Here is a 13,667-nt window from a genome sequence, read left to right as displayed (position 1 = left end):
ACAGCGACAGATGGGGCTTCGGTGGCGTTTTTCGGGACTGGTCCCGAGGAACCGCGCGAGGACCCCTGATCGATGGCTGAACCGGCTGCCCCCCTTTCTTTGAAGCGAACGCCGCTGCATGCGCTGCATGTCAGCCTCGGCGGCAAGATGGTGCCCTTTGCGGGCTATGAGATGCCGGTGCAATACGCGCCCGGCGTACTCAAGGAACACCTCCATACCCGCAGCGCGGCCGGGCTGTTCGACGTCTCCCACATGGGCCAGGTCGCGCTGCTGCCGAAATCCGGCAACGTCGCCGACGCCGCGGCGGCGCTGGAGCGGCTGGTGCCGCAGGACGTCATCGGCATCCCGCCCGGCCGGCAGCGCTATGCCCAGTTCACCAACGCCGAGGGCGGCATCCTCGACGACCTGATGGTGGCGAATTTCGGCGAGCACCTGGTGCTGGTGGTCAACGCCGCCTGCAAGGAGGCGGACATCGCGCTGCTGCGCGACGGGCTGTCCGACGTCTGCGAGGTCCAACCGCTGACCGACCGCGCGCTGCTGGCGCTGCAGGGGCCGAAGGCGGCGTCCGTGCTGACGAAATTCTGTGCAGAGGCCGAGGCGATGCGGTTCATGGACGCGGGGCCGCGCAGCGTCGATGGGCTCGCCTGCTACGTTTCGCGCTCGGGCTACACCGGCGAGGACGGCTACGAGATCTCGGTGCCTGCCGATCAGGCCGAGCGGCTCGCCGAGGCGATGCTGTCCGACAAGGACGTGCTGCCGATCGGGCTGGGCGCCCGCGACAGCCTGCGGCTCGAGGCCGGGCTCTGCCTCTACGGCCACGACATCGACACGGCGACAACACCCGTGGAAGCTGCGCTGGAATGGTCGGTGCAGAAGGTCCGCCGCACCGGCGGCGCGCGCGCCGGCGGCTTCCCCGGCGCTGACAAGATCCTCGCGCAGTTCGATGGCGGTGCGACACGCCGCCGCGTCGGTTTGCGGCCCGAGGGCCGCGCGCCGGTGCGCGAGGGAGCAGCGCTGTTCGCTTCGGCCGATTCAGGCCAGCCGGTCGGCAAGGTCACCTCTGGTGGCTTCGGCCCGACGCTGAATGCGCCGGTCGCGATGGGTTACGTGCCGACCGCCTTGTCTGCGCTCGACACCCCCTTGTTCGCCGATGTGCGCGGCCAGCGTCTGCCGCTGCGCGTCGCCGCCATGCCTTTCGTTCCCAACACCTACAAGCGCTGAAGGACGTCCATGACCACGCTCTACACCTCCGACCATGAATGGCTCAGCATCGACGGCGACACAGCCACCATCGGCATCACCGACTATGCGCAGGCCCAGCTCGGCGACGTCGTGTTCGTGGAGCTGCCGCAGGTCGGCCGCGCGCTGAAGAAGTCGGAAGCCGCCGCCGTGGTGGAATCGGTCAAGGCCGCCTCCGACGTCTACGCGCCGATCACCGGCGAGGTGGTCGAGGTCAACCAGGCGATCGTCGACGAGCCTGCGCTCGTCAACACCGACGCCGGCGGCAAGGCCTGGTTCTTCAAGCTCAAGATCGCCGACAAGAGCGAGCTCGGCGGCCTGATGGATGAGGCCGCCTATAAGGCGCACACGGCGTGAGACGGGCGAAGCGCAGCCCGCATGAGCGGAGCGATGCGGGACCGGCGGTCCCGGGTCGCTGCGTTCGCCCGGGCTGCGCTCTGCCGATCTCGCCGTCGCTGTTTACTGGATGCCCCGCCGTCGCGGGGCATGACGAGGCATAGAGGATTTGCTCATGACCACGCCGCTCAAGCCGCTTGATGATGCCGCCACCAGCTTCGCCCGCCGCCATATCGGTCCCTCGCCGCGCGACGTCGCGGCGATGCTGGAGACCGTCGGCGCCAAGAGCGTCGCGGAGCTGATGGCGCAGACGCTGCCCGGCACGATCCGGCAGGCGGCGCCGCTCACCCTCGAGCCGGCGCTGAGCGAAACTGAAGCCTTGTCGCACATGCGCGCACTGGCGACGCGGAATCAGGTTTTCACCTCGCTGATCGGCCAAGGCTATTCCGGCACGCTGATGCCGGCGGTGATCCAGCGCAACATCCTGGAGAACCCGGCCTGGTACACGGCCTACACCCCCTATCAGCCGGAGATCAGCCAGGGCCGGCTGGAGGCGCTGTTCAACTTCCAGACCATGATCTGCGATCTCACCGGGCTCGACGTCGCCAACGCCTCGCTGCTGGACGAAGCCACGGCGGCGGCGGAAGCGATGGCGCTGGCCGAGCGGTCGGCGCGGGCGAAGACCAAGGCATTCTTCGTCGACCGGAACGTGCATCCGCAGACGCTGGCGGTGCTGCGCACCCGCGCGGAGCCGCTCGGCTGGCAGCTGATCGTCGGCGATCCCGCCAAGGATCTGGACGGCGCCGAGGTGTTCGGCGGCCTGCTGCAATATCCGGATACGACGGGCGCGCTGCGCGATCCACGCGCCGCGATCGCCAAGCTGCACGACAAGGGCGCGCTGGCGATTCTGGCCGCCGACCTGCTGGCGGTGACCGTGATCGCCTCGCCGGGCGAACTCGGCGCCGACATCGCGATCGGCTCGGCGCAGCGCTTCGGCGTGCCGATGGGCTATGGCGGTCCGCATGCCGCCTACATGGCGGTACGCGATGCGCTGAAGCGCTCCCTGCCCGGCCGCATCGTCGGCCTGTCCGTCGATTCGCGCGGTGCCCCCGCCTATCGGCTGGCGCTGCAGACCCGCGAGCAGCACATCAGGCGCGAGAAGGCAACGTCGAACATCTGCACCGCGCAGGTGCTGCTGGCGGTGATCGCCGCGATGTACGCGGTCTATCATGGCCCGGACGGGCTGAAGGCGATCGCCCGCACCGCGCATCGGCGAACCGCGGTGCTGGCTGCAGGGCTGCGCAAGCTCGGCTTTGCGCCGGAAAGCGAGACCTTCTTCGATACGATCACCGTCGAGGCCGGCGCCAAGTCCGGGTCGATCATCGCTCGCGCCGAAGGCGAGCGGATCAATCTCGGCCGCGACGGCAGCAGGCTGCGGATCGCACTCGATGAGACCACGACGGCCGATGTCGTCGAAGCCGTCTGGCGCGCATTCGGCGGCGACCTCTCCTACACGACGATCGAGGCGGAAGCCCGCGAGGCGCTGCCGGCCGAGCTCAAGCGGCAGCGGCCGTACCTCGCGCATCCGGTGTTCCACGCGCATCGCTCCGAGACCGAGATGCTGCGCTATTTGCGCAAGCTTGCGGACCGCGACCTCGCGCTCGATCGTGCGATGATTCCGCTTGGCTCGTGCACGATGAAGCTGAACGCGACCACCGAGATGATCCCGCTGACCTGGCCGGAATTTTCCAGCCTGCACCCGTTCGTGCCGCGCGCGCAGGCGGCCGGCTATCACACGATGTTCGCCGATCTGACCGACTGGCTGTGCCGCATCTCCGGCTATGACGCCGTGTCGCTGCAGCCGAACTCGGGCGCGCAGGGCGAATATGCCGGGCTTCTGGCCATTCGGGGCTACCATGCCGCCCGCGGCGAGGGCCACCGCACCATCTGCCTCATCCCCTCCTCCGCCCACGGCACCAACCCGGCCTCGGCGCATATGGCCGGCATGGAGGTGGTCGTGGTCGGCTGCGATGCAGGCGGCAATGTCGATCTCGCCGATCTCAAGGCCAAGGCGGAAGTGCATAGCGCCAAGCTCGCCGCCATCATGATCACCTATCCCTCGACGCATGGCGTGTTCGAGGAGCACATCCGCGACATCTGCGACATCGTCCATGCCCACGGCGGACAGGTCTATCTCGACGGCGCCAACCTCAATGCGCAGGTCGGCCTCTCCAGACCCGGCGATTACGGCGCCGATGTCAGCCATTTCAACCTGCACAAGACGTTCTGCATTCCGCATGGCGGCGGCGGCCCTGGCATGGGCCCGATCGGCGTGAAGGCGCATCTGGCGCCCTTCCTGCCCGGTCACCCAGCGACCGACGGCGCGAGCGCGCATCCGATCGGGCCGGTCTCGGCCGCCCCCTACGGCTCGGCCTCGATCCTGACCATCTCCTACATCTACATGCTGCTGATGGGCGGCGACGGCCTGACCCGCGCCACCGAGATTGCGATCCTCAACGCCAACTACGTCGCGGCGCGGCTCGATGCGCATTTCCCGGTGCTCTACCGCAATGAGCGCGGCCGCGTCGCGCATGAATGCATCATCGACCCGCGGCCGCTCAAGCAGAGCAGCGGCGTCACCGTCGACGACATCGCCAAGCGGCTAATCGACTACGGCTTCCACGCGCCGACCATGAGCTTCCCGGTGGCGGGCACCCTGATGATCGAGCCGACGGAATCGGAGTCCAAGGCTGAGCTCGACCGCTTCTGCGACGCCATGATCGCGATCCGCAAGGAGATCGCCGAGGTCGAACAGGGCCGCTTCGGAATCGAGGCCTCGCCGCTGCGCCACGCGCCGCACACGGTGCACGACATCGCCGACGACGATTGGAACAGGGCCTACCGCCGCAGCGAGGGTTGCTTCCCCGCGGGCACCTCGCGCACCGACAAGTACTGGTGCCCGGTCGGCCGCGTCGACAACGTCTACGGCGACCGCAATCTGGTGTGCTCCTGCCCGCCGGTGGCGGACTACGCCCAGGCGGCGGAGTAAGCTTCCTCACGCATGTTCCGAGCGATCGGGCGCCACGGCTCGCGGCAAACAATGACGTCAGACGTGCCCGGATCCGGAGCGATGAGCACCGCATGCCAACGCCAGAGATTGGCGTTGATCAATTCGGTGCCGCCCCACCAGCGCCGGATCGGATTATGGCTGCTGAAATCCTCCTCGCCGGCGAGGATTGCCTTGCCGAGCGGCGTCAGCGACAGCGTGCTGGCCTTGTAGCGCTCGAGGCGTTCACGGCTGTCGTGCATCTCGACCGAGAACGGCCATTCGTCGAGGCCCGAAATTGCCGGCACCGGCGCGAGTGCCAGACCGTCAAGCAACGTGCCTCCTTCCCAATAGTCATAGACGCGGCGTTGAAAGCGATCCCGATGATGCGGCAACAGGTCGAAGGGGTGCTGATAGCCGGCTGACAGCAATTCGAGGATTCGCAGTTCCGATGCTCCCAGGCCCGTGGCAACACCGGGAAGCTCATCGAGCATCTCCTGCACGCAGCGGCGAAGCTGCGGCAGTGCACTGAGATCCTGCTTCAACAGATCGAACCAGGCTTGCGGCGTCGGCGTCCGAAACGCCTGCCATGCCAGATGGCCCAGGTCGAGATGCTCACGCGCGAGCGCCACGCCGGCAATGGTCCGGCCGGCGGGTTGTCTGGCCAAGGCGTCGAAGACTGGCGCATCGAGGTGTCGCAACACGATCTTCGTCGCGATCTCGGCGTAATCGCGCAGATAATCCAAGAGCCAGATCAGCACCAACTGATCGTTCGGACGGGTCCCCATCCACAGTTCGACGCTATCGCAACGGTCGACAAGTTCGAGAAAACTCTGACTCCGCCCGCCGACCGCCATGAAGTCGACGCGCGAGGCGAAATCCAACCAATGCCCCCGCTTCCGTCGCACGGTGCGCTGGACGAGATAAGCCGATAATTCGGCATCGGATGGCAGCGGTCCCCACACGAAACGATGGAGAATTGGCACCACCAGGTCGGCAAAGCCGCCCCTCCGAAGCGCTCCGGCGCTGGGATCATCGGCCGCTAAAATCAAACGTGTCATGCTGTTGGCTCCGGCACGACCTGATTGGCTCAAGGCGCTATCAACACGTTCGCAATCGGCTCCCGGCGCCCAGGACCGGCGCCGGAAACGTCGGTGCCGCCGCGCGGATCCGGTCCGCTCGCACGTTTTCGATTATTCGCACTGAAGATCGTATCCGGCGCTCAGAAACCCGGGCTCACTGCATTGGTCATGCAGCAACGCAGATTTCGGCAGAACACCACACTTCTGCAAACGGGCGCCGGAACGTCGGCAACACGACGTCCACGGCACCCGCCGCCGTCGTACCTCTACTCCTCCGCCGGCTCCTCGCCGTCGGCGTCGCGCTCGGCGTTGCCGGCCAGGATCTGCTCGGCGATCAGGCCGGAGTTCTGGCGGATCGCGGCTTCGATCTTGGCGGTCATGTCCGGATTGGTCTTGAGGAACGATTTCGAATTCTCACGTCCCTGCCCGAGACGCTGGCTATCGTAGGAGAACCAGGCGCCGGACTTCTCAACGATGCCGGCCTTGACGCCGAGATCGAGGATTTCGCCCATCTTGGAGACGCCCTCGCCATACATGATGTCGAACTCGACCTGCTTGAACGGCGGCGCCAGCTTGTTCTTCACCACCTTCACACGGGTGGAATTGCCGATCACCTCGTCGCGCTCCTTGATCGCGCCGATGCGGCGGATGTCGAGGCGGACCGAGGCATAGAACTTCAGCGCATTGCCGCCGGTGGTGGTCTCCGGCGAGCCGTACATCACACCGATCTTCATGCGGATCTGGTTGATGAAGATCACCATCGTGTTGGACTTGTTGATCGAGGCCGTCAGCTTGCGCAGAGCCTGGCTCATCAGGCGGGCCTGCAGGCCCGGCAGCGACTCGCCCATCTCGCCTTCGAGCTCGGCCTTCGGCACCAGCGCCGCCACCGAGTCGACCACCAGCACGTCGACCGCACCGGAACGCACCAGGGTGTCGCAGATCTCCAGCGCCTGCTCACCCGTATCCGGCTGTGAGATCAGGAGCTCATCGATGTTGACGCCCAGCTTGCGCGCATAGACCGGATCGAGCGCATGCTCGGCATCGATGAAGGCACAGATGCCGCCCTTCTTCTGCGCTTCCGCCACCGTGTGCAGCGCCAGCGTGGTCTTGCCCGAGGATTCCGGACCGTAGATCTCGACGATGCGCCCTTTCGGCAGCCCACCGATCCCCAACGCGATGTCGAGCCCGAGCGAGCCGGTCGACACCGTCTCGACATCCATCGAGCGGTCGTTCTTGCCCAGCTTCATCACCGAGCCCTTGCCGAACTGACGTTCGATCTGGGACAGCGCAGCAGAGAGCGCCTTACTCTTATCCATTGAGGAACCTTCGACGATACGCAGGGCGGTGGCGGACATTGGCGCTCCTTATGGCGGGGATTCGCGAGATGGACAAACGGTTAACGAGGTCGGCCAGCAATCTTGAGGTGAATGTACTCCATCCGTTCTTTGTTCGCAATATGTTCTTCTCGACAATCACGCCTCTTCTCTTCGCAAACCCCTGACAACCGCGGGGACACGCCTGCCGCTCGAGGGGCCGGCGCCCAGTGCACCGAGCACCGCCGAGGAAGCGCTGCCCGACGAGCGCGCCCGGAAGCGAAGTCGGACGCCGATGACGGCGACCGCGAGAGGATCCTGGCTCGGCTGAAGGCGGAGGCCATGCGCGCGAGCGGCGCAGCCGCCGACCGGCGATCATGCGAATTACGACCGGCCTGTCCGAGCGCTCCAACCTCGCCTCTCGCGCCAGTGACAGACGCCACTTCAATTATAAGTTGTTATTGTGGTCTCGACCGTGCCCTATCATCCTGCTGGTCCTTCTCTGTGAGCCCCCTACCGCTTCCAATTTTCGGGACCAGCATGACCGGATCCAACAAGGAACAGACCCTCACGCTGTGGCGCCCGGTCGGCCCAAAGGAGTTCGCCTTGATCGCAGCCTCGGGCATGCGGGCGTTTCCGCCGCGCCTTTCGGAGCAGCCGATCTTCTACCCGGTGCTGACCGAGGCCTATGCCGTGAAGATCGCGAGGGACTGGAACGTACCGGCGAGCGGCTGCGGCCATGTGCTGCGCTTCGCGATCCTGCGACGCTTCATCGACGCGTACGAAGTGCATGAGGCCGGCGGCCGAGAGCATCTCGAGTACTGGATTCCCAGCGAAGACCTCGCCGACTTCAATGCCGCGATCGTCGGGCCGATCGAGCTCGTCAAGACTTTTCCTTGAAACTACCAAACTCCTACACGCGTGCGTAGATCGCACGGTCCGTGGTTCTCCTGAGAAGAACGAAGTTCCCTCGCCTCTTCTGCTTTTGTTCGGCTCATCGTGCGTGCAGACGCACGATTTCGATGCAGATGTGCAGCCGCCCTGCAAGCAGAGTCCGGCCACGAAGTTCCGCACCAAGCGGCATCCGAGCAGCTCGACGACCGCCATATGACGAGCGACAGATGAAACGACGAACCTCGAACGCCCCTGTGTCGGACCATGCCCGAGGATGGGCTAGCGCGCCATTCGCGCAGCTCCTGATGCCGGCCTGAGGAATGGCCCGGACAAGACCCGCGTGATCCGCATCACGCGGCACGCCGGCGCTCACGACATCTTCAAGCCACAAACCATTGTCATAAACTTTGGGTTGCGTTATAGGATCGTGGTTGTCGTACGTCTGAGCAAATTTTTGATCAGCCCCGGATTTGTTTGTTCGTTGCGATGATGGCTGACCCGTATTGTCCGTGATGTATTGTCAGTGATGCGGCGTCGACCGATCCCTTGCAGCCTGCCAGCTCCAACATTTGCAGGCTCCGTCACCCGTAGGCGCACGGCCCTGAAACCATCCGCGCCGAAAGAAAGCCCCGGACGACGTCCGGGGCTTTCGACGTTGATAGCTCCGCTCGGGATGCATCTCCCTCCGTCATTGTCGTGATGTCGGGGAACGGATTGCGGGCGCTGCGCTTCATATCGGCGATGACAAGAGATGACGTGACGTGTCCGTCCTGCAGGGCCGGCCTTCAAAGGATCGAGCTTCACTCGCAGCAAGGCGCCGCGGGAGAGAGGCGTTGTCCGGCCTGCGACGAACTCCTGGAAATGGTCGACGGCGCGACGCAGATTGCCTACCGACTGACAGTCGTGCCGGAACGGATCTTCGACCGCAGCCAAGTGCGTCCCGCGGCGGTTGATCGAGATTGCAACCTTGATCTGACGCAAGGCACGCCGACAGGTTTCGTACTAATTTAATTGTGTCATTGCCGAACTGCCCTTGCTGGGAAGCTACGACGTTGACGCCGAGCCTCGGACCGCGGCGGTCCGAGGCTCATTCGTCGGCCTTCGCTGTGCCCGGTTGCGCCGCACATCACCAACGGCAATCAGCCTAACCGAAGCGAACAGCGCGACCGACCGTATTTTACCGGAATTGATCCGAGTGGGTTTTGCGCTTCCATTTGTGGTGCGTCCATCAAACCCAGCGGCCTGGGGCGGTCAGGGCTCACCGGTTTTGGCAATGCCGCTCTATTTCTTTCGTATCCGCAACGGCCACTTCTCAGGCGCGTCCGAGTATGGGACCGAGTGCGCCGACCGCAACGCAGCCTGGAAAGAGATGACCACCGTCTGCGCCGACATGGCCAGCAGCATCTCGCGCAAGCTCGCCGAAAACTCCGAATGGCAGATGGAGCTGCTCGACGAGGCACGGCAGCCGGTCTTCCGCATCCGGATCGTCGCCGAGTCGCTGGATCAGGCCTGACGGCTCGCCAGGCCTCTTGTGGATTGTCACCGACGAGAACCACAACCTCAGCCTGTGGCCGCGAGGTCGACTGCGCGTCATTTCGGCAGCCGAGCTTGATCGAGATCAAAATGCCTGTCTGCATCCTGGCAGACATTTAAATTTGTATGGGTAATCTGATCTTCAAATGTCCGCGAACGGGGATGAACGTGCAGCATTGGCTGGAAGAGCCGAAGCCAGGCGATCCCACGTGCTCCTATGAAACCGTGGTCTGCAAGGCCTGCACGCGGCTTCATTTCATCAATCGCGACACACGCAAGCTGCTCGGCGAAAAGGAATGAGGCGCTTGCCGGAATCGTTCAATCGGCGCTGGGAAGCCGCCGCATCGTGAACTCGATCGCCCCGTCGGGAAGCTCGCGCCAGCTTTCGACGGCGCTCATGTAGCCGGCCTTGGGATAGCGGGTCAGATAGTCGCGGGCCTTGGCGCGCGCTTGCTCGCGCGGCAGCGTGAACGTGTCGCGAACGTAGCCGTCGCGAGCCTGTGCGGCGCCCTTCTGGCGCCGGGCCACCATCCGGCTGGCAATGTCCCGGGGCCGCATCCCCATCGACGAACTCCAACGCGCTGCCACACCGTCAATATAGACGGGGCCGCGAGGAATCCGAGTCCGCAATCGGCCCGGAGGGTCAGAGCCCGCCCGACCCGAACGCGATGAATCTCAATTGGTGCTGCCGACAGCCTTCGGCTTCTTGGCCGCGGTGGTCTTCATGGCAGGCGCCGCCTTGGGCTGCTCCGCCGCACGGACGTTGCCCCAGGGATCGGCGCTCGTCTTGGCATCCGGAATCTTGCGCATGGTGTCCCTGTAGGCCTGTTCCCGCGCCGCTTCAGCTTCCTTTTCCTCGGGCGTCTTCGAGGGACCGTCGGCGAGAAGGTTGATATTGGGCATTTGCGCCATCGCGGGAACCGCCCAGCCGGCCAGCACGGCGACCGCCATCGTCACGATCAGCTTCTTCATTGGTTACTCCCCGGTAGAGGCGCCTTATACCATCGCCTCGCCATGCGCCAAGCCCGCGACACTGTGCCGAAACGGTGGACCGCAGGCGGGATGTTCGCGGCCGCACCGTCTGCGCGCACCTGCCGTCTGTTCCACGGTGTGCCATCATCATAGTTTTCCAACTCCGGCCTTTTCAAGCCGCCGCTCTGCGGCAACATTCCGGCGGCTCCGCCGATCGCGGCGACAAAAGTCGACGAGACAAATCGACAAGACCATGGGAGGACCTCCGCGCGTGCCGAATGAGACCCCGAACTTCACCATCGACGACGCGAGGCGAATCCTCGATGACGTGTTCGCTCCCTGGATCAAGGATCTTGGCCTGATCGTCGAGGACATCGCGCCGTCCCCGCTGGGCGAAGCCGGCGCCATCCTGCGCATGCCGTTCTCGCCGCGGCTCTGCCGCGACAATGGCGTTGTCTGCGGCCAGGCGCTGATGGCTTTTGCCGATACCGCGATGGTGATCGGGATGGTCACCGCCAGCGGCGGCTACCGGCCGATGACCACTGTCGACCAGACCACGCATTTCATGCGCGCCATTGCTTCCGCCGACGTGCTGGCGGATGCCCGCGTGGTGCGGATGGGCCGCACTATGAGCTTCGGCCGGGTCACACTGACCAGCGCCGGCGATGGCAAGCCGGTGGCCATGGTGTCGAGCGCCTTCGCGATGCTCTGATCCGCGCGGCCCGGCCGGGGTTAACGAAACGTGAAGGCGACGGCCCGGGCCTCGCGGGCCGGATTCATCTGATCGAAACGCGAGCGTGATTTATTTTAGGTGCTTTTGACGCGAAAGGTGACGCCATTCGGCACCGGGTTACAGGCCATGAGCGAGACGAGTGACAAGCGCATTGCACCGAGGCATCGGGTGCTGAAGCAGGGCAGGCTGGCGTTCGACGGCGGCGGCGCGGTCGATTGCATGGTCCGCAACATGTCCGATACCGGCGCCAGGGTCGAGGTGGTCAGCCCGGTCGGTCTGCCCGAAGCCTTCACGCTGGTGATCCCGGCCGACAAGTTCACGCGGCGCTGCCACGCAGTCTGGAGCCACGACAAGCGGATCGGCGTCGCATTCGACTGATGGCGGTGCGGAGGGCTAGGCCCGCCGCAGGCGCCATCGCCACAACGCCACGAACAGACCAACCAGCACAATGGCCGCGAGCAGCACACCGGCGGCAAACCGTCCGCCGGGGCGATCAATCGTCCGTGACCATAGCGAGGGCCCTTCGCCATCCCGCGCCAGCCGAAACGCCACGACGCTGTCGCCGAGCGACGTTCCCGCCTCCGAATGCCCCCCCGCTGCGATCACCACGAATTGCTCGCCCTTCCATTGATAGGTCATCGGATTGGCGACGCCCGGCGCGGGCAACCGGCCCTGCCAGAGCTCCTGACCTGAGACAGCGTCGAAGGCGCGCAGATAGGCGTCCATCGCGCCGGTGAAGACGAGGCCGCCGGCTGTGACCACGACGCCGTTGACGAGCGGCGTGCCCCACTTGAACGCCAGCCCGAGTGGAGCGCGATCCTCGGTGGTGCCGACGGTCGAGCGCCACAGGATCTTTCCGGCCTTGAGGTCGACCGCAACCATTTCGCCCCATGGCGGCCGGTTGCACAACAGGCCGAGCCTGGACATCGCGACCGCCCGTGTCACCGCGAACGGCGCTCCGCGCTGCAGCCCAAAATCAACACCGCGCGGCGCCTTCATCCGGTCAGCCTCCGCGCGCGGGATCAGCCGGACGATGTGGATGGCGCGGCTGACATTGGCGTAGAGGATCTGGTGGACGGGATCGAACGCCGCACCGCCCCAGTTCACGCCGCCGCCGGTCATCGGAAACAGCAGCGTGCCCTGAGTCGTCGGTGGTGTGTAGAGACCCTCATTGCGCAACGGCGCGAGCTGATCGTCGCAGGAGGAATCCAGGACGCGCGGCACGGCCCTGAAAATATCACCCGCCGCGAAGCGCTGATCGAGCAGCGGCGGCACATGGGTCGGGAACGGCTGCGTCGGCGACAGAACCTCACCCTCGACCGCGCCTTGCGGCACTGCGCGCTCCTCCACCGGCCAGACCGGCGCGCCGGTGTCGCGGTCGAGCACGAACACGAAGCCTTGCTTGGTCGGCTGCATCACGACGTCACGCGCCCCCTGCCCGGTCTCGATCCGCGCCAGCATCGGCTGCGCCGGCAGATCGTAGTCCCAGACGTCATGATGGGTGGTCTGAAACGACCAGGCCAGCGCGCCGCTTTCGATCCGCAAAGCGACCACGGAATCGGCGTGCCGGTTGTCACCCGGACGCGCACCACCGAAGAAATCCGGACTGGGCGAGGAGGTCGGAAGGAACACGAGGCCGCGCGCCTCGTCGACCGACATCGGCGCCCAGACGTTCGCATGTCCCGCCGCGATGCCGTCATGGATCAGCGGATCGAAGCTCCAGCGCAGCTCGCCGGTGCGGGCATCGAAGCCGCGGACCGTGCCTCTGGGCGCATCGACCCGCACATTGTCGCCGATCGATGAGCCGACCACGACGACGTCCCTGCCCGCCACTGGCGCCGAGGTGATCTGGAACTCGCCCGGCCACAGCAGGTCCTTGCCGATGTCGATCCGCACTTCGCCGTCCGCTCCGAAGCCGGCGCAGGGCTGTCCCGTTTGCGCATCGAGGGCGATCAGCCGCGCATCGACCGTACCCATGAACAGCCGGCTGCGGCATGCCGTGCCGGCGGGCGCCCGCTGGTCCACCCAATAGGCAACGCCGCGGCAGGCATAGCGATTGGCCGGGCGCCGTCCGCTACCGACCTTGGGATCAAAACGCCAGCGCTGAACGCCGGTGCCTGGGTCGAGCGCCACCACCTCGTTGAACGGCGTGCAGAACACCAGGCTGTCCTCGACCAGGATCGGCGTCGCCTCGAACTTGGTGCGCAGGGCTGCCGCGGGCGGCCGGCTCTGCAGATCCCCGGTGTGATAGTCCCAGGCGGGCACCAGCCGATCGACATTGGAAGGCGTGATCTGCGCCAGCGGCGAGAACCGCGTTCCACCGGCATCGCCGCCCCAGTGCTGCCAGCCAAAGGCCGGCACGAACATCAGCTGGCTCCAGACGAGGCCCGCGCAAACACCCGCTCGACGCAACGACATGACCCTTCCCTCCCTCAGACGGCATCCGAAGCGACGCACCGGCACGATGAAAGCAGCCTTCGCGGACGGATCGAGCGGGATGGGACGGACGGCGGCATCCG

13 protein-coding genes are annotated in these 13,667 nt (G+C 65.6%); 8 read left to right on the top strand and 5 right to left on the bottom strand.

All coding sequences use genetic code 11. From position 1 onward, the window contains the following. Positions 1 to 72: 72 nt before the first annotated feature. The 3 genes from gcvT (at position 73) to gcvP (ending at position 4,624) form a co-directional block, all read left to right on the top strand. Positions 73 to 1,221, top strand: coding sequence for a glycine cleavage system aminomethyltransferase GcvT (gcvT, locus tag ACQR1D_RS09835; RefSeq protein WP_434837889.1), 1,149 nt, complete (start codon positions 73 to 75; stop codon positions 1,219 to 1,221). Positions 1,222 to 1,230: 9 nt separating this feature from the next. Further along, the gene (gene gcvH, locus ACQR1D_RS09830; RefSeq protein WP_316238711.1) at positions 1,231 to 1,596 is read left to right on the top strand and encodes a glycine cleavage system protein GcvH; all 366 of its coding nucleotides are present in this window, start codon (positions 1,231 to 1,233) and stop codon (positions 1,594 to 1,596) included. Positions 1,597 to 1,750: 154 nt separating this feature from the next. Beyond that, positions 1,751 to 4,624, top strand: coding sequence for an aminomethyl-transferring glycine dehydrogenase (gcvP, locus tag ACQR1D_RS09825; RefSeq protein WP_434837888.1), 2,874 nt, complete (start codon positions 1,751 to 1,753; stop codon positions 4,622 to 4,624). Here gcvP and ACQR1D_RS09820 read toward each other — a convergent pair. Continuing rightward, a complete protein-coding gene (locus ACQR1D_RS09820) occupies positions 4,603 to 5,682 on the bottom strand; it encodes a DUF1835 domain-containing protein (protein ID WP_434837887.1) in 1,080 nt (359 codons plus the stop codon). The two genes, gcvP and ACQR1D_RS09820, sit on opposite strands and share 22 nt — an antisense overlap. Positions 5,683 to 5,969: 287 nt before the next feature. Further along, entirely contained in the window at positions 5,970 to 7,058 is a 1,089-nt protein-coding gene (gene recA, locus ACQR1D_RS09815) for a recombinase RecA (RefSeq protein WP_315804259.1), read from the bottom strand. 564 nt (positions 7,059 to 7,622) lie between these two features. On the opposite strand from recA, the gene ACQR1D_RS09810 reads away from it, so the two are divergent. From ACQR1D_RS09810 to ACQR1D_RS09800, 3 genes are all read left to right on the top strand, one after another. Continuing rightward, a complete protein-coding gene (locus ACQR1D_RS09810) occupies positions 7,623 to 7,916 on the top strand; it encodes a hypothetical protein (protein WP_434837943.1) in 294 nt (97 codons plus the stop codon). A gap of 1,267 nt (positions 7,917 to 9,183) precedes the next feature. Then, positions 9,184 to 9,423, top strand: a complete 240-nt coding sequence (locus ACQR1D_RS09805) for a DUF6894 family protein (protein ID WP_012045383.1) — start codon at positions 9,184 to 9,186, stop codon at positions 9,421 to 9,423. Positions 9,424 to 9,605: 182 nt separating this feature from the next. Then, positions 9,606 to 9,743 carry a hypothetical protein gene (locus tag ACQR1D_RS09800; RefSeq protein WP_315828230.1) on the top strand — a complete coding sequence of 46 codons (138 nt, stop codon included), beginning with the start codon at positions 9,606 to 9,608 and terminating at the stop codon, positions 9,741 to 9,743. 18 nt (positions 9,744 to 9,761) lie between these two features. On the opposite strand, the gene ACQR1D_RS09795 is transcribed toward ACQR1D_RS09800, so the two are convergent. Further along, positions 9,762 to 10,007 (bottom strand): hypothetical protein, encoded by a 246-nt coding sequence (locus ACQR1D_RS09795; RefSeq protein ID WP_434837886.1) that lies wholly within the window; start codon positions 10,005 to 10,007, stop codon positions 9,762 to 9,764. A gap of 111 nt (positions 10,008 to 10,118) precedes the next feature. After that, entirely contained in the window at positions 10,119 to 10,415 is a 297-nt protein-coding gene (locus ACQR1D_RS09790; RefSeq protein WP_315804261.1) for a hypothetical protein, read from the bottom strand. Between the two features lie 271 nt (positions 10,416 to 10,686). On the opposite strand from ACQR1D_RS09790, the gene ACQR1D_RS09785 reads away from it, so the two are divergent. Both ACQR1D_RS09785 and ACQR1D_RS09780 read left to right on the top strand, forming a co-directional pair. After that, positions 10,687 to 11,127 carry a PaaI family thioesterase gene (locus ACQR1D_RS09785; RefSeq protein WP_315804262.1) on the top strand — a complete coding sequence of 147 codons (441 nt, stop codon included), beginning with the start codon at positions 10,687 to 10,689 and terminating at the stop codon, positions 11,125 to 11,127. A gap of 147 nt (positions 11,128 to 11,274) precedes the next feature. Beyond that, entirely contained in the window at positions 11,275 to 11,526 is a 252-nt protein-coding gene (locus ACQR1D_RS09780; protein ID WP_315716061.1) for a PilZ domain-containing protein, read from the top strand. A 15-nt stretch (positions 11,527 to 11,541) separates the two neighbouring features. Here the strand turns inward: ACQR1D_RS09780 and ACQR1D_RS09775 are convergent, their stop codons facing one another. Next, positions 11,542 to 13,515: a pyrroloquinoline quinone-dependent dehydrogenase gene (locus tag ACQR1D_RS09775; protein WP_434837942.1), complete on the bottom strand. Its 1,974-nt coding sequence runs from the start codon at positions 13,513 to 13,515 to the stop codon at positions 11,542 to 11,544. Positions 13,516 to 13,667 lie beyond the last annotated feature (152 nt).

This window comes from Bradyrhizobium sp. HKCCYLRH2047, from assembly GCF_051168175.1.
In the GTDB taxonomy this organism is placed as follows: Bacteria; Pseudomonadota; Alphaproteobacteria; order Rhizobiales; family Xanthobacteraceae; genus Bradyrhizobium.
Note: the sequence above shows the minus strand (reverse complement) of the source record. Positions and strands in the feature narration are given on the sequence as shown.